The organism is Pseudomonas onubensis, from assembly GCF_965653655.1.
Lineage (GTDB): Bacteria > Pseudomonadota > Gammaproteobacteria > Pseudomonadales > Pseudomonadaceae > Aquipseudomonas.
Window position 1 is genome coordinate 1 of sequence record NZ_CBFHAZ010000023.1, and the last position, 14,362, is coordinate 14,362.

Consider the following 14,362-nt stretch of genomic DNA (forward strand, 5'->3'; position numbering starts at 1 on the left):
CGAATGCGGTGTGTCAGAAGCACGTTCAGTGACTGACACACCGCATTCGCGAGCAAGCCCGCTCCCACATTTAAACCGAGGTCAACTTCGGAATGTGTGACAATACCCGCCACTTTTGAAACAAACCCAGAATCGACGCAGCCAATGACCGCCCCCAGCACACCCAAACCTCCGCGCAAGAAGCCTAAAACCGCAGCCCCGGCCAAGCCCGTCGCGCCGCGCAAAGAGGCTACCTTGCACCCGCGCAACCGCCACACAGGCCGTTACGACTTTCCGGCGCTGATCAAGACCACGCCGGAACTGGCGAAATTCGTGATCCTCAACCCTTATGGCAAAGAGAGTATCGACTTCGCCAGCCCGGACGCGGTGCGGGTGTTCAACCGGGCACTGCTCAAATCGTTCTATGGCATCCAGCATTGGGATATCCCGCAGGATTACCTCTGCCCGCCGGTGCCGGGGCGTGCCGACTATGTGCACTTCCTCGCCGACCTGCTGGCCAGCGTCAACGACGGCAAGATTCCGCGCGGCTCCATCGTCAAGGTGCTGGACATCGGCATGGGCGCCAACTGCGTCTACCCACTGATCGGCTATATGGAGTACCGCTGGAATTTCCTCGGCTCCGAGGTCGACCCTATCGCGGTCGCCGCCGCCAAGGCCATCGTGCAGTCCAATGACCTGAGCAAGGTCATCCAGCTGCGCCAACAGCCCAACCCCAAGCAGATCCTGCTGGGCTTGCTGGAGCCAGGCGAGCGCTTTGACCTGACGATGTGCAACCCGCCCTTCCACGCGTCCATGGACGAAGCCACCAAGGGCAGCGAGCGCAAATGGCGCGCCCTGGGCAAGGCCGATCCCAAGCGCAAGCTGCCGGTGCTGAACTTCGGCGGTCAATCGGCGGAGCTGTGGTGTGAAGGCGGCGAAGCACGCTTTGTGACGCAACTGATCGCCGAGAGCGCGCATTTTGCCCACAAGGTGCTGTGGTTCAGCACGCTGGTGTCAAAAGCGTCGAACTTGCCCGCGATCGAGACAGCCCTGAAAAAAGCCGGCGTGCTGGAAAGCCAGGTGGTGGAGATGTCCCAGGGCCAGAAGCAAAGCCGTTTTGTGGCCTGGACCTTCCAGACCAAGAACGAGCAGCAGATCTGGCGCCAGCGCTGGGTTCGCGACTGAATAATTGTGGTGAGGGAGCTTCTGTGGCGAGGGAGCTTGCTCCCTCGCCACAGAAGCCAGCTACCACAGTAAATAGCGGGCAACAAAAAACCGTGCCCGGATCGCTCCGAGGCACGGTTTTTTTTGCTGCGTCTTACTTGTTAACAGCGTCGGTCAGGCCTTTGGCCACAACCAGCTTGATAACTTTCTTGGCAGCGATTTCGATGGCAGCGCCAGTCGAAGGGTTACGGCCAGTACGGGCTGGACGCTCGGTCACTTTCAGTTTGCCAACGCCTGGCAGAGTGATTTCGCCGCCGTTTTCCAGCTGATCAGCAACAACCTGGCTCAGTTGGTCCAGCAGAGCGCGCACGGTAGTTTTCGGTGCGTCTACTGCTTCAGCCAGGTCAGCGATCAGTTGGTCTTTAGTAATAGCCATTGTGGTGTTCCTTCCCTATCAAATTCATATGGATTGCAGAGTGCAGTGTCAGCCGTCGAGCCCGACCGTCATGGCCTGGCACCCCAGGCCTACAACCACGGAGATCGGGGTTATAGATGCTTGAAACGGGGATTGGTTCGACCTGACAGATGCTGAATGCACGCTTAACGCCGAGACTTGGCGTAAGACGGGGCAAAACTAGCACAGAGGCGGGGAAATATCCGCCTCAACATACCCATTTGGTCAGCTTTATCGCTCTAAACCGTGAAAAAAAGGCATATGGGCCGTCGGAGGTCGTCCAAAACCGCCTTGCAGGCGCGTCTTGGCCAATGGGTGCGGTACACTGGGCGACTTTTTGGGGAGGCCCACCGCTCCCCTTCAACCAGCCGAGAAGCCTATGCCGATCCGTCATTGCATTGTTCACCTGATCGACAAAAAACCCGACGGCACACCTGCAGTTCTGCATGCCCGCGATTCTGAGTTATCGGAATCGGCCGCCATCGAGAACATGCTGGCCGACCTCAACGAGAGCTACAACGCCAAACAAGGCAAGGCCTGGGGTTTCTTCCATGCCGAGTCCGGCGCGCACCCGTTCAGCGGCTGGTTGAAGGAGTATTTCGACGGTGGCCAGGATTTCACCGCCTTTAGCCGCACCGCGGTCGAGCACCTGCAAAAGTTGATGGAGGAGTCCAACCTCTCCACCGGCGGCCACGTGCTGTTTGCCCACTATCAACAAGGCATGACCGACTATCTGGCCATCGCCCTGCTGCACCACAGCGAAGGCGTGGCGGTGACCGATGAGCTGGACGTGACCCCATCGCGCCACCTGGACCTGGGCCAACTGCACCTCGCGGCGCGCATCAACGTCTCCGAGTGGCAGAACAACAAGCAGTCCAAGCAGTACATTTCGTTTATCAAGGGCAAGAACGGCAAGAAGGTCTCGGAGTACTTCCGCGACTTTATCGGCTGCCAGGAAGGCGTCGACGGTCCGGGCGAGACCCGCACCCTGCTCAAGGCCTTCAGCGACTTTGTTGAGAGCGAAGACCTGCCGGACGAATCCGCCCGCGAAAAAACCAAAACCCTGGTGGACTACGCCAGCAGCCAGGCCAAGCTCGGTGAGCCGATGGGCCTTGAAGAACTCTCGGGCTTGATCGATGAAGATCGGCCAAAAGCGTTCTACGACCATATCCGCAACAAGGATTACGGCCTGTCGCCGGAAATCCCGGCCGATAAACGCACCCTCAACCAGTTCCGCCGCTTCACCGGCCGCGCCGAGGGCTTGTCCATCAGCTTTGAGGCGCACCTGTTGGGCGACAAGATTGAATACGACGAAGCCGCCGGCACATTGATCATCAAGGGCCTGCCGACCCAACTGACCGACCAGCTCAAGCGCCGTAATTGATGCTTGGCGGGGTACTCAAGAAGGTCCTGCTGGTGTTGCTGGCGGTGGTAGTCATCCAGAACTGGGGCAAGATCGAGCGGCTGTTCAACCCCTCGCAGGTGGTTTCGGAGCAGGTACGCGCCTCGGCGCGCGTGGTGCTCTATTCCACCGAGTGGTGTGGTTACTGCAAGCAGATCCGGCGCTTTCTGGACCAGAAAGGTGTGCCGTACCAGACGTTCGATATCGAGAAGGACGCCCAGGCGCGCAAGGCGTATGAGGCGTTGGGCGGCGGCGGGATTCCGTTTGTGGAGGTCAATGGCACGCTCATTCGCGATTACAACCCGGACGCGATCATGGCTGCCTTGAAATAACCCGATCTTTCATACGCAGCAGTTCAAATGTGGGAGCGGGCTTGCTCGCGAAGGCGGTGAATCAGTCAATATATTGGTCGACTGACACTCCGCTTTCGCGAGCAAGCCCGCTCCCACATTCAGTTCTGCAGCGTCTTTAGAAGTTAGCTTCCAGCGACACCATCGCCGTACGCTCCTCACCCACGTTGTAATACGCCGTACTTGGCGCCAGGCCGTTTACCGGCGCCGAGTTGAACGACACGGTACGCGCCGAGCTCAGGTATTCCTTGTCGAACACGTTAAGCATCGACAGCCGCAAGGTCGCAGACTTGATCACCTTCTTGTCCACCGGCAAGTAGATACCGGCATTCAGGTCCACCACCGTGCGCCCGGAGATTTTTTCGTCGTTGGTCAAATCGCCGTAGAAACTGCCGACGTATTTGCCCGCCACGTTGCCGTAGAAACGCGAGTCGTCGTAGCCAAACACCAGGTTGAACATATTTTCCGGCACGTTGGCCAATTGCTTGCCGGCGGTGGGCAACAACACGTTCTTGCTGAGCAGATTGTCTTTCTGTTCAGACTGGGTGTAGGTGTAGGACGCGTAGTAGTTGAGGTGATGCGGCAACAAGCCGCTCCATTCCAGCTCCAGGCCTTTGTTGTCGACTTTGCCGACGTTGATCACCGCGTAGTCACCGTTGAGGTCGGTGGTCGACAACTGACGGTCCTTGAAGCTGATGTAGAACAGCGTCGCGCTCAGCGCAATATCGTCTTCGGTGAAGCGCCAGCCCAGTTCCTGGTTCCAGCTCAACTCGGGCTTGAGGCTTACCGAATCGCCCTTGTTGTACAGCACGTAGTTCGGCGGCGTGCGCATGTTGCGGGTGACGTTGTAGAACGCCTGGTTGCTCTCGTCGACCTGGTACTTGGCGCTGAAGTTCGGCAGGAACTGGTGGTAACGGGTGTTACGTTTTTCCGGTTTGTCGTACAGGCTGCCCAGGTTGTTGCCGTCGCGCTCGACGTACTGGTAGGCCACGCCGCCGACAAAACTCAGGTCGGGCGTGGCTTGCCAGCTATCCTGCACCCAGAGCTTTTGCGACGGTGTGATGGTGTAGTAATGACGGCCTTGTACCGTCGCGCCGTTCTTGTCGACCACCTGCCCGCCGCCGTTATAGTCGCCCCACACATCATCGGGTGCGCCTTCGCCGTTGATGCCGATAAACGGCTGGGTCTGGCGCTGACGTGCGCGTTCATACCAGTAGCCGTAGTCCAGACTGTGTTCTTCGTTGATGTCCCATTTCATTTTGGCGGTAACGCCCGGGCGCCAGGTTTCGGTCCACGAAGGGCGGTAGTAGTTGAGCGATTTGAGGTTGCTCAGGTCGTAGTTGCCGGCCTTGTCGGACTTCGGCCCCAGGTTCGATGCGGTCTGGCCGCTGAAGCTGCCACCGTTGGCCCAGTAGTAATAAGGCGTGACCGTCAGCGCCAGGTTGTCCTGCAGCTGCCAGCGCTGGGTGAGCGTGGCGTTGACGCTTTCGAAGGGGTTGCGATTGAGCTTGTAGGAAGACGACAGCAAACCGGATTTGTACACCGGGGTTTCCGAGTAATCCTTGCGCCGCCCGTCGGTGTCGAACTGCGACTTGCTCAAGGAGTTGTAGTTGTAGTTTTCCTGGTTGTTGTACTTGATCGTGGCCAGTGTGGAGTTGCCGCTGCCGTCTTCGAACAGGCTGCTCCACTCGACCTTGTCGCTGCGCAGGGTGCCTTTGCCACGCCACTTGTCGCCTTCCAGGTGCGACGCCGAGACCCAAGTCTTGAGGCCGCCGAAATCACCGGTATTGACCCGCACGAACGTCTTGCGCAAGTCGTTGGCGCCGACGATCTGCTTGGCAAACAAACCGGCCTCTTTGGTCGGCCGAATCGTGATCATGCCGATGTTGCCGCCACTGGAACCGATGTGCGGGCCGTCTGCTTCCGAAGAGCCTTGGGTGGCAAACACTTCCGCGAGGTTTTCCGGGTCGCCCAATTGGTTGGAGTAGACGCTGTAGTTGCCCGAATCGTTGATCGGCACGCCGTCGACGGAAACCCCGATCTGGTCGGAGTTCATGCCGCGCATGGTGAAGTTGGTGCCGCTGGTGCCACTGGCGTCATCACTGGAAACGTTGATGCCCGGTGTGTATTTGAGCTTGTCGATGGCGTTGGCGGTCGACGACATCTGGTCCATGGCTTCCTTGGTCACCGTCGAGCGCGCTTTGGCACTTTCTTCGCGGATCATGTGGCCGTTACCCAGGGTCTGTTTGCCGGCGATGTCCACCGAACCGACGTCCTGCGTGGTGTCCGCCAAAACCAATGGCGCAAAGCTACCTAGGCCCGATGCAAAAAGCAGGGCAGAGAGAGTGTTGATCTTCACAAGTAGATCCCTTACGTGCATCTATCTGTTGTTATGGAGGGAGGTATTGGCTGTCAGAACCGGGTGAACGGCGACGCCAGTCTTCCTGACCACCTGCTCAGGAATCCGAGGATGATCCTTGGCGCGTGTAACGGTTTGGTGACAGGTTTGGGCAATTAGGATGAAGGTTAAGTGAAGGATCTACAGGCAGCGTGATACCTGGCCTATAACTGCCGGCAGGAAGTGATCGCGGGGAAAATAGTTGTAAAAGAAGGTGGCCAGCAAACCGTTCGTGTCTAGCGCAACACAATCATGCGGCCTAAAACCGTATGCTGTTCAAACCCCAGCACCGCCTGCAGGGCATTCAAAATCGCCACTGGGTCCCTGCTCGAAAAGCTGCCGCTGACACGCTTGGCGCCCATCTCGTCGTTCAGCAACAGAATGCGCCCTGGATAGTAACGGCCCAGGTCCTTGACCACATCCGCCAACGGCGCCTTGTAGTAATTGAGCCAACCGTCACGCCAAGCCAGGCGTGATTCGCTGTCGACCGCGTGCATCGCTTCGGCCACACCGTCGGCGTAAGCCACCTGTTGGCCTGCCGTCAGCACCTGCTGCTGGCCTTGCCTGGACGGTGTCACGCCAACCCGGCCGGACAACACCGTCACCTGCGCGCCGGCCGGTTGCAGGCGCACTTCGAACTGTGTGCCCAACACCCGCGCTTCGCCACTGCCGGCCTCGACCACAAAGGACTGGCCGGTGTGGGTCACGCTGAAAAATCCGGCACCGCGACGCAGCTGGATATGCCGCTCACCGTGGCTGAAATCCACGGCAATGGCGCTGTCGGCATCCAGGGTTACTTGGGACTGGTCGGCCAGGGTCACGGTCTTGACCTCACCCGGCGCGGTCACGTAATCGGCGCCGAAGTCATCCACCCAACGCGACGGTTGCCACCCGGCGCCCATCGACACCATCACCAGCAGGCACGCGGCCATGGCCAAGGCGCCGGACCAGCGCAGGGTGCGCGAACGTTTCGAGGTGTTCATCGCGTTGAGGTAGCCCTGCAGGGCCTGGGCATCTTCGCCCGCCAGTGCGCGCGCCGGTACTTCGCTCAGCTCCCACAGCACCTGGGCCTGGGAATAGGCCTCGACGTGGGCAGGATCGGCCCGCAACCAGCGACTGAAAGTGGCCTGGTCGCCACTGCTGGGCTGGTCGTGCAACAGGCTCAGCCAGTCGAGTGCGGCCTGTTCCTGGGCGGGCGTGGGGGTTACGTTCACGGTGCTTTCCCTGGCGTGCGTGGGGGCAATGGTTCGCGAAGGCTGGCCTTGCAGGCTTCGAGGGCACGCATCATATGTTTTTCCACGGCGCTTTGGGACAATCCCATGGCCTTGGCGATTTCTGCGTACTTGCGGCCATGGATGCGGTTAAGCAGGAAAATCTGCCGGGTGCGCTCCGGCAGACTGCGCAAGGCAGCTTCGACATGGCGCAGGTCATTGCCCGCTTCGAGCGCTGCCTGTGGTTCGCAGCCCTGGTTGCCCTGTTGTTCCGGCAACCAGCCTTCGTTGCTGCGCACGCGGGCGCCTTCGCTGCGCAAATGGTCGATGGCAATGTTGCCGGCACAGCGCAGCAAGTAAGTGCTGAGTTCTTCGACCTGCACCAACGGGCGGCGCCAGAAGCGCAGGAATAAATCCTGTACCAAATCAGCCGCCGTGGCACGGCAGCCCACACGGCGGCTGACCAGGGCTTCCATTTGCGAACGCTGGGACAAAAACACCTGCAAAAAATGCGCACGCCCACCGGCCGCATCGGTGTGCGGGCGGTCCTGGGATTCGGGTGGCGTGCTGATCATCATCACAGGCTCAGCATAAGGCGAAGGCCGCAACAGGGCTGGCCAGCAGGCCTACGCTCGCCAGGATCAAGGCCAGCCTTGGCCGATACGGCAACAGCAACACCAGCAACAGCGCGCTGAGCATCAACACCGCGCACCATTCCACCAACCCTTGGGCCCAACCTGAAGCGGCGACAGCGGGCCAGATCGACACGCTCAGCAACAACCAACCGGCCATGCGCAGGCTTGCGCGCCGCGCTGGCGACGGCTTGCTGTGCAGCAACTCGCCGTGATGGCGGTCGGTGGCCAGGCACAACGCGGTAAACCCGGCGTAGCACATCAACAGGGCGAGCAGCATTCAGTGCGCCTCCTGCTTGAGCGCCATTGCCCGCACGCGTTCGGCCTTGGGTTGCGTGCGGTGCTGCATCTTCCACGCCGCCCAGGTGAGGAACAGGCCACTGGCCAGGCAGGTCAGGTCGAAGCCGGCCATGGCCCAGTCACCCTTGGCCAATGACGTACCCAAGTGCTGCGAGGTGGTCAGTGCGTTGAGCAGAGGGATCGCCACAAACAGCAGCGCAGCGAAGCTCAGTTGCTCGACCCAAGCCTGACGACCACGGCGCAATACGGCGTGCAGCAGGCTCAGGCCCCAGGCGATAAAGAAGGTTTGTATTTCCCCATCGGAACGCTCGGCGAAGCTGACCGGCAACAGGCGGTTGGCCCAGAAAAACGCCGCGATGGCGATCATCAAGCCAGACATGCTGGCGATGTTGAGCACTTCCACCAGCCGCAGTTCAAACGGCATCACCCCGGTTTTTGCGTGCTTGAGCTGGCGCTTGCCCAGCCAGATCACCAGGCCGGTGCCGATCATCGCCGTGCCCGCCAGGCCGCAGATAAAGTACAGCCAACGCAGCACCGGGCCAGCGAAATGGCCCATGTGCAGGCCATAGAAACTGCCGCCAATCGCCGCCGGCAGCGATTGCTCGCCACTGACCCGCAGCAACTCGCCGGTGGTGCCGTTGAATGACACGCTGCTTCCAAAATCATGCACCACACGGTCGGAGCCAGCCCGAACCACATTCACCGACGCATTCACATCGCCAGGGTTGTTGACCACCAAACGGCCCACATGCCCACCGGCCCACTGCGTGCGCGCCTGCTCGTACATCGGCCATAACGGCAGCAACCTGCCCGGCTGGCCGAGTGCCGGCGCATTGTTGGTATTGGGGAACACTTCATTGAAGAACGCACGGCTGTCGTTGCCATACGAGGCAAGGATCGGCGCCGGCATCACCATGTTCATGAAGATCACCAGGCTGCTGTAGGTGATCATCAAGTGAAACGGCAGCACCAGCACGCCCACTGCGTTATGCCCGTCGAGCCACGAACGCTGGCCCTTGCGTGGGCGGAAGGTGAAGAAGTCCTTGAAGATTTTCTTGTGGGTGATGATCCCGGTGATCAGCGCAACGAACATCACCATCGCGGCGATGGTCGACAGCCAGCGGCCCCACGGGTAAGGCATTTGCAGCTGGAAGTGGAAGCGGTAGAAGAAATCACCGCCCATGCTTTCGCGGGCCTGGACCGGTTGAGCGCTGACAGGATCAAGGACTTTCTGGATGAAGTTGCCGCGTTTGCCGGGGTCGATCTTGTCTTGCCACATCACCGACAGGCCAGGGTCACGGCTGTTGGGCAGGGTGATAAACCAGCGTGCGGCGTTGGGCGCCTGTTGCTGCAGATAGGTTTGCGCAGCGGCAAGGCTACGCGCTTCATCCAACGGATACGCCTGCACTTCGGGCTGCATCCAGTGGGTAATTTCGTCCTTGAAATAGGCCAGGGTGCCGGTCAGGAATATCGCAAACAGCAGCCAGCCGAAGACCAGGCCGGCCCAGGTGTGCAACCAGGCCATCGCCTGGCGGAAGCCCTCTTTCATGTGCGTGCCATCCAAAAACCCACGCCCGCCAGAGTGGCAAATAACGCGCTGGGCAGCATCACGCCAAACCAGGCGCGTGAGGCTGTGCGGCAGGCGAAGCACCAGATAACGGCCAGCAGATAGAACACAAACGAACTCATCATCCCGGTGATTACCGCGTCGGCGCGCGAGGTGGGCATCCACAGCGCCATGCACACGGCGGCCAGGGACGCCATCAGATAGCCGCCGACCACGGCAGCCAGCGCGCGCGAGGTAACGGCGAGGCGGTAAGTGACGGGCAGTGAGGGTTTGCTTTTCATGCAGGAGACGCCAGATTCATCAGCGCGCAATATTAATGATAAATATTCTCATAAGCAAAAGAGAACGGATGAATCACCTGCCCGCATGGATTGCCGAATGCGTATCACGCCCCTTACAATGCGAACAATTCTTGTTCTCTAAAGTACGTTGATACTTTCGGAGTGAACGCGTTGCAGCCGTCCAACACCGTCGAAGTCCTGTACCACGACCATCACCTCTGGCTTACCGGCTGGTTGCGACGCAGGCTCGGCTGCCCGCAAAGCGCGGCGGACCTGGCGCAAGACACCTTTGTCCGCGTGCTCACCGCCCGCGAAACGCCCACGCTGATCGAACCGCGCGCCTTCCTCACCACCATAGCCAAGCGCGTGCTGTTCAACTTCTACCGCCGCCAGGACCTGGAGCGCGCTTACCTCGATGCTCTCGCGCAGATGCCCGAACACGTGGTGCCATCGGAAGAAGACCGCGCCATCATCCTGCAAACGCTGGTGGAGCTGGACCAACTGCTCGACGGCCTGCCCGTGCAGGTCAAGCGTGCCTTTCTGCTGGCCCAGCTCGACGGCCTGACCTACGCACAAATCGGCGCCGAACTGGGCATCTCCATCGCCACGGTCAAGCGCCACCTGAATAAAGCAGCGATGCGCTGCTACTTCGCCCTATGAACTTTTCTACCCAGGTTGCCGAACAAGCTGTGCACTGGCTGATGGAAATGCAACAAGGCGCGCTTAACCCGCGCCAGCAAGCGGCGTGGCAGCACTGGCTGAATGCCCACAGTGAACATCAGCGCGCGTGGGACCATATCCAACGCGTCAACCAGCGCCTGCGCGGCATGCCCTCGCCTCTGGCTCACGCGGCGCTGAACGCGCCGCAATCGAGCCGCCGCCGCCAGGCGCTGAAGCTGTTGCTGATCCTCGGTGCGGGTTCGGCCGCTGCCTGGGGCCTGCGCCAGCAGCATATTTTGCCGCCCTTGAGCGCCGACTACCGTAGCCCCGTCGGCCAACGGCGCAAGGTGCAGCTGGCCGATGGCAGCCAGTTGCAGCTCAATACCGGCAGTGCAGTGGATGTGCATTTTGATCGGCAGCAGCGCCTGATCCGCGTGCTTGAAGGCGAGATATTGCTGACGGCACGCGCAGGCGATACGCCGCTGCGCGTACTCACCGGCCAGGGTTTGCTCAGCAGCCAGGCCGCCCGTTTGAACGTGCGCCAGTTCAACGACCATACCCAACTGGCGGTGTTCGACGGCCATGTCGAGGTGATGCCTAACAGCTACAGCGGCCTGCCGCTGACGGTCGAAGCCGCGCGCCAAGTCAATTTCACCCGCAAAGGCTGGGACACGCCGCGCCCGACCGACGCCAACAACGGCGCCTGGGCCGACGGAATGCTGATGGCGGCGCATATGCGCCTGGAAGATTTCCTCGCAGAGCTTGGCCGTTATCGCCGGGGCCAGCTCAACTGTGACCCGCAAGTGGCCAACCTGCTGTTGTCCGGCAGTTATCCATTGGATGACAGCGAGCGCATTCTCGACCTGCTGGAAGTCAGCCTGCCGGTCAAAGTGCGGCGTTTTACCCGTTACTGGGTAACCGTTCAGGCCCGCGCCTGAAAAATTATTTTCAATAACAGTGAGCCGTTTTCCACACCTCGCGTGACAGAGAAGGAAAGCCACCTTGATCCTTCCTTCTCAGGACCGCACGTCATGCCCCAGCAGCCGACCCTTCTCGCCCGCACCTTGCGCCAACTGTTACTTGGCGCCAGCCTCAGTTTCACCGTACTGCCTCAGGTGATGGCAGCCGAGGCCAAGCCGTATCAAATCGCTCCGGCCTCGCTGGAAGCGGCGCTGAATCAATTTGGTCGCGAAGCTGGCGTGCTGATTTCCTTCGGTTCGCAAGTTACGGCTGGCATGCAGAGCCGTGGTTTGTCGGGCAATTACAGCGCCGACGAAGGCCTGCAAAAACTGCTCGAAGGCACCGGCTTGCAAGCCCGCGCCGAGGGCGACAAGGCCTACAGCCTGCAACCGGCCAGCGCGCCTGCGACCGTGGAGCTGCAAACCTCCAGCGTGGTCGGCGATTGGCTTGGCGATGCGGCGCAAACCAATGTGTTCGAGCACCCCGGCGCCCGTGACGTGATCCGCCGCGAAGAATTCGAACGCCAAGGCGCCACCCAGGCCCGCGATGTGCTCAACCGCATCCCCGGCGTCAATGCCCCGGAAAACAACGGCACCGGCAGCCACGACATGGCGCTGAACTTTGGTATTCGTGGCCTCAACCCACGCCTGGCCTCGCGTTCCACCGTGTTGATGGACGGCATCCCGGTACCGTTCGCGCCCTATGGCCAGCCGCAGCTGTCCTTCGCGCCGATCAGCATGGGCAACATGGACGCAGTCGACGTGGTTCGCGGCGGCGGTGCCGTGCGCTACGGCCCGCAGAACGTGGGCGGCATCGTCAACTTCGTGACCCGCGCAATCCCCGATGCGCCAACCGTCAAAGGCGGCTTGCAGACCGAGACCAGTCCGTCCTCCAGCCATGACGGTTTCAAGACCACCGGCAACCTGCTGGCTGGCGGCACTGCCGACAACGGCCTGGGTGGCGCAATCCTGTACTCCGGCACCCGTGGCGGCGACTGGCGCGAAAACAGCAACACGCGCATCGACGACCTGATCCTCAAGGGCAAATACCAGCTGGACGACGCCAACAGCTTCAACGCCATGGCGCAGTACTACGAAGGCCAGGCCGATATGCCCGGCGGCTTGAACGTCAAGGACTACAAGGCAGATCCGTACCAGTCCACCCGCCCGTACGACAAATTCTGGGGCCGCCGCACGATGTTCAACGCCGGTTACCGCTACCAGGAAGACCGCCGCGAATTCACCGCCAACACTTTCTTCACCACCACTTTGCGTAATGGTTACCTGGACCAGGGCAGTTTCCTGTCGTTGTCCCCGCGCGAATACTGGGTGCGCGGCCTGGAAACACGCTTCGCTCAAGGCTTCGATCTTGGCCCTACCAGCCATGAAGTGGGCGTTGGCTACCGCTACATCAGCGAAGCCGGCCATGAGATGCGCTACCGCACGCCGATCAGCGCCAACCAGCAACTGCCCAATACCAACAGCCGCAACGACCGCGACACGCGTGGCGCCACTGAAGCCAATGCGTTCTTCATCGATGACCGCATTGATATCGGCAAGTGGACCATCACCCCGGGCGTGCGCTACGAGATGATCGAGTCCCAGCAGACCAACAACCTGAGCAACGTCAAATACAAGGGCGACTACAACACCGCGCTGCCGGCGTTGAACGTGCTCTATCACCTCACCGAAGACTGGAACCTCTACGCCAACACCGAAGGCTCGTTCGGCAGCGTGCAATACAGCCAGATGCCTAACCGCGTGAGCAGCGGCGAAGTGAAACCGGAAAAAGCCCGCACCTGGGAACTCGGCACGCGCTACGACAACGGCAGCCTGCGTGCGGAAATCGGCGTGTTCCTGATCAACTTCGACAACCAGTACGACAGCAACCAGACCAACGATACAGTGATCGCCCGTGGCGAGACACGCCACCAGGGCATCGAGTCGAGCATCAACTACGCCCTCGACGGCTTGAGCCCGGCGCTCGCGGGCTTTGACGTGTACGCCACCTACGCCTATGTGGACGCAACTATCCGCGAAGACGGCCCGAACAAAGGCAACCGCGTGCCCTTCTCGTCCAAGCACAAAGGCACGCTGGGCGTGGGTTACACCGAAGGCCGCTGGAAGCTCAATGTCGACAGCAGCTACCAGAGCAGCCAGTTCGCCGACAACGCCAACACCCAGGCCGAAACCGCCGACGGCGCCAACGGACGTATCCCCGGCTACATGCTGTTCAGCAGCCGTGCGGCGTATGACTTCGGCCCGCAACTGCAAGACTTGAATGTGGCGGTCGGTGTGAAAAACATCTTCAACAAGCAGTACTTCACGCGCTCGTTCGACGACAACAACAAGGGCAAATATGTAGGCGAGCCACGCACGGTGTACGTGCAGACCTCCATCGCGTTTTAGGTACCGCCGAGGCTGCGAAGGCGGCGGCACAGGCGAGATATAAGCTGCCTGACCCACCGCTTTCGCAGCCTCGCTAAAGCTCGACAGCTCCCACAGGGGATCGGCTGTGTTGGTTAGATCTCAGTTCGTAGGGCCATCGCGTCATACACAAATCCCGCCAGCGACAAAGATCCAATGTGGGAGCTGTCGAGCCCCAGCGAGGCTGCGAAGGCGGCGGCACAGGCGAAATATAAGTTGCCTGACCCACCGCTTTCGCAGCCTCGCTAAAGCTCGACAGCTCCCACAATAGATCGGCGCTGTTGCTGAGGTTTCGGTGAGCGCGGCCATCGCGTCGAACGCAGATTCTCCCAGCGACAAAGCTCAAATGTGGGAGCTCTCGAGCCCCAGCGAAGCTGCGAAGGCGGCGGCACAGGCGAAATATAAGTTGCCTGACCCACCGCTTTCGCAGCCTCGCTAAAGCTCGACAGCTCCCACAATAGATCGGCTTTGTTGCTGAGGTTTCGGTTAGCGCGGCCATCGCGTCGAACGCAGATTCTCCCAGCGACAAAGCTCAAATGTGAGAGCGGCTTTGTTGGTGAGGCCTGCGTTGGCGGCGT

13 protein-coding genes are annotated in these 14,362 nt (G+C 60.5%); 6 read left to right on the top strand and 7 right to left on the bottom strand.

All coding sequences use genetic code 11. The features are described from left to right. Positions 1-144 precede the first annotated feature (144 nt). Entirely contained in the window at positions 145-1,164 is a 1,020-nt protein-coding gene (rlmF, locus tag ACTD9P_RS10390) for a 23S rRNA (adenine(1618)-N(6))-methyltransferase RlmF (RefSeq protein ID WP_200430922.1), read from the top strand. A 133-nt stretch (positions 1,165-1,297) separates the two neighbouring features. Here the strand turns inward: rlmF and ACTD9P_RS10395 are convergent, their stop codons facing one another. Continuing rightward, positions 1,298-1,579 (bottom strand): HU family DNA-binding protein, encoded by a 282-nt coding sequence (locus ACTD9P_RS10395; protein WP_003188840.1) that lies wholly within the window; start codon positions 1,577-1,579, stop codon positions 1,298-1,300. A 397-nt stretch (positions 1,580-1,976) separates the two neighbouring features. Here ACTD9P_RS10395 and yejK point away from each other — a divergent pair, with 397 nt between their 5' ends. Beyond that, entirely contained in the window at positions 1,977-2,981 is a 1,005-nt protein-coding gene (gene yejK, locus ACTD9P_RS10400; protein ID WP_057701465.1) for a nucleoid-associated protein YejK, read from the top strand. After that, positions 2,981-3,331: a glutaredoxin family protein gene (locus ACTD9P_RS10405; RefSeq protein ID WP_438867645.1), complete on the top strand. Its 351-nt coding sequence runs from the start codon at positions 2,981-2,983 to the stop codon at positions 3,329-3,331. The genes yejK and ACTD9P_RS10405 overlap by 1 nt, the downstream gene beginning before the upstream one ends. 136 nt (positions 3,332-3,467) lie before the next feature. On the opposite strand, the gene ACTD9P_RS10410 is transcribed toward ACTD9P_RS10405, so the two are convergent. The 6 genes from ACTD9P_RS10410 to ACTD9P_RS10435 all read right to left on the bottom strand — a co-directional run bounded on the left by ACTD9P_RS10410 (position 3,468) and on the right by ACTD9P_RS10435 (position 9,738). Continuing rightward, a complete protein-coding gene (locus ACTD9P_RS10410) occupies positions 3,468-5,708 on the bottom strand; it encodes a TonB-dependent receptor (protein WP_438867647.1) in 2,241 nt (746 codons plus the stop codon). Positions 5,709-5,983: 275 nt separating this feature from the next. Beyond that, positions 5,984-6,961 (bottom strand): FecR family protein, encoded by a 978-nt coding sequence (locus tag ACTD9P_RS10415; protein ID WP_438867648.1) that lies wholly within the window; start codon positions 6,959-6,961, stop codon positions 5,984-5,986. Next, positions 6,958-7,536, bottom strand: a complete 579-nt coding sequence (locus ACTD9P_RS10420) for an RNA polymerase sigma factor (protein ID WP_169986970.1) — start codon at positions 7,534-7,536, stop codon at positions 6,958-6,960. The genes ACTD9P_RS10415 and ACTD9P_RS10420 overlap by 4 nt, the downstream gene beginning before the upstream one ends. Positions 7,537-7,543: 7 nt before the next feature. Then, on the bottom strand, positions 7,544-7,870 hold the full coding sequence (locus tag ACTD9P_RS10425) for a DUF3325 domain-containing protein (protein ID WP_438867649.1): 327 nt from the start codon (positions 7,868-7,870) through the stop codon (positions 7,544-7,546). Next, the gene (locus ACTD9P_RS10430) at positions 7,871-9,439 is read right to left on the bottom strand and encodes a PepSY-associated TM helix domain-containing protein (RefSeq protein ID WP_438867650.1); all 1,569 of its coding nucleotides are present in this window, start codon (positions 9,437-9,439) and stop codon (positions 7,871-7,873) included. Next, entirely contained in the window at positions 9,436-9,738 is a 303-nt protein-coding gene (locus tag ACTD9P_RS10435; protein WP_200430913.1) for a DUF3649 domain-containing protein, read from the bottom strand. Before ACTD9P_RS10435 ends, ACTD9P_RS10430 begins: the two co-directional genes overlap by 4 nt. Positions 9,739-9,909: 171 nt before the next feature. On the opposite strand from ACTD9P_RS10435, the gene ACTD9P_RS10440 reads away from it, so the two are divergent. The 3 genes from ACTD9P_RS10440 to fecA all read left to right on the top strand — a co-directional run bounded on the left by ACTD9P_RS10440 (position 9,910) and on the right by fecA (position 13,766). After that, positions 9,910-10,398: a sigma-70 family RNA polymerase sigma factor gene (locus ACTD9P_RS10440; RefSeq protein WP_438867697.1), complete on the top strand. Its 489-nt coding sequence runs from the start codon at positions 9,910-9,912 to the stop codon at positions 10,396-10,398. Further along, positions 10,395-11,336 carry a FecR domain-containing protein gene (locus tag ACTD9P_RS10445; RefSeq protein ID WP_438867652.1) on the top strand — a complete coding sequence of 314 codons (942 nt, stop codon included), beginning with the start codon at positions 10,395-10,397 and terminating at the stop codon, positions 11,334-11,336. Before ACTD9P_RS10440 ends, ACTD9P_RS10445 begins: the two co-directional genes overlap by 4 nt. Positions 11,337-11,429: 93 nt before the next feature. Further along, positions 11,430-13,766 (top strand): TonB-dependent Fe(3+) dicitrate receptor FecA, encoded by a 2,337-nt coding sequence (fecA, locus tag ACTD9P_RS10450; protein ID WP_438867654.1) that lies wholly within the window; start codon positions 11,430-11,432, stop codon positions 13,764-13,766. The last annotated feature ends 596 nt before the right edge of the window (positions 13,767-14,362 follow it).

Bases quoted from the DNA above. Each gene is read 5' to 3' on its own strand.
- ACTD9P_RS10445 (WP_438867652.1), top strand. From the start codon at position 10,395: ATGAACTTTTCTACCCAGGTTGCCGAACAAGCTGTGCACTGGCTGATG.
- ACTD9P_RS10435 (WP_200430913.1), bottom strand. From the start codon at position 9,738: ATGAAAAGCAAACCCTCACTGCCCGTCACTTACCGCCTCGCCGTTACC.
- ACTD9P_RS10405 (WP_438867645.1), top strand. From the start codon at position 2,981: ATGCTTGGCGGGGTACTCAAGAAGGTCCTGCTGGTGTTGCTGGCGGTG.
- yejK (WP_057701465.1), top strand. From the start codon at position 1,977: ATGCCGATCCGTCATTGCATTGTTCACCTGATCGACAAAAAACCCGAC.
- ACTD9P_RS10425 (WP_438867649.1), bottom strand. From the start codon at position 7,870: ATGCTGCTCGCCCTGTTGATGTGCTACGCCGGGTTTACCGCGTTGTGC.
- ACTD9P_RS10420 (WP_169986970.1), bottom strand. From the start codon at position 7,536: ATGATGATCAGCACGCCACCCGAATCCCAGGACCGCCCGCACACCGAT.
- ACTD9P_RS10430 (WP_438867650.1), bottom strand. From the start codon at position 9,439: ATGAAAGAGGGCTTCCGCCAGGCGATGGCCTGGTTGCACACCTGGGCC.
- ACTD9P_RS10395 (WP_003188840.1), bottom strand. From the start codon at position 1,579: ATGGCTATTACTAAAGACCAACTGATCGCTGACCTGGCTGAAGCAGTA.
- fecA (WP_438867654.1), top strand. From the start codon at position 11,430: ATGCCCCAGCAGCCGACCCTTCTCGCCCGCACCTTGCGCCAACTGTTA.
- rlmF (WP_200430922.1), top strand. From the start codon at position 145: ATGACCGCCCCCAGCACACCCAAACCTCCGCGCAAGAAGCCTAAAACC.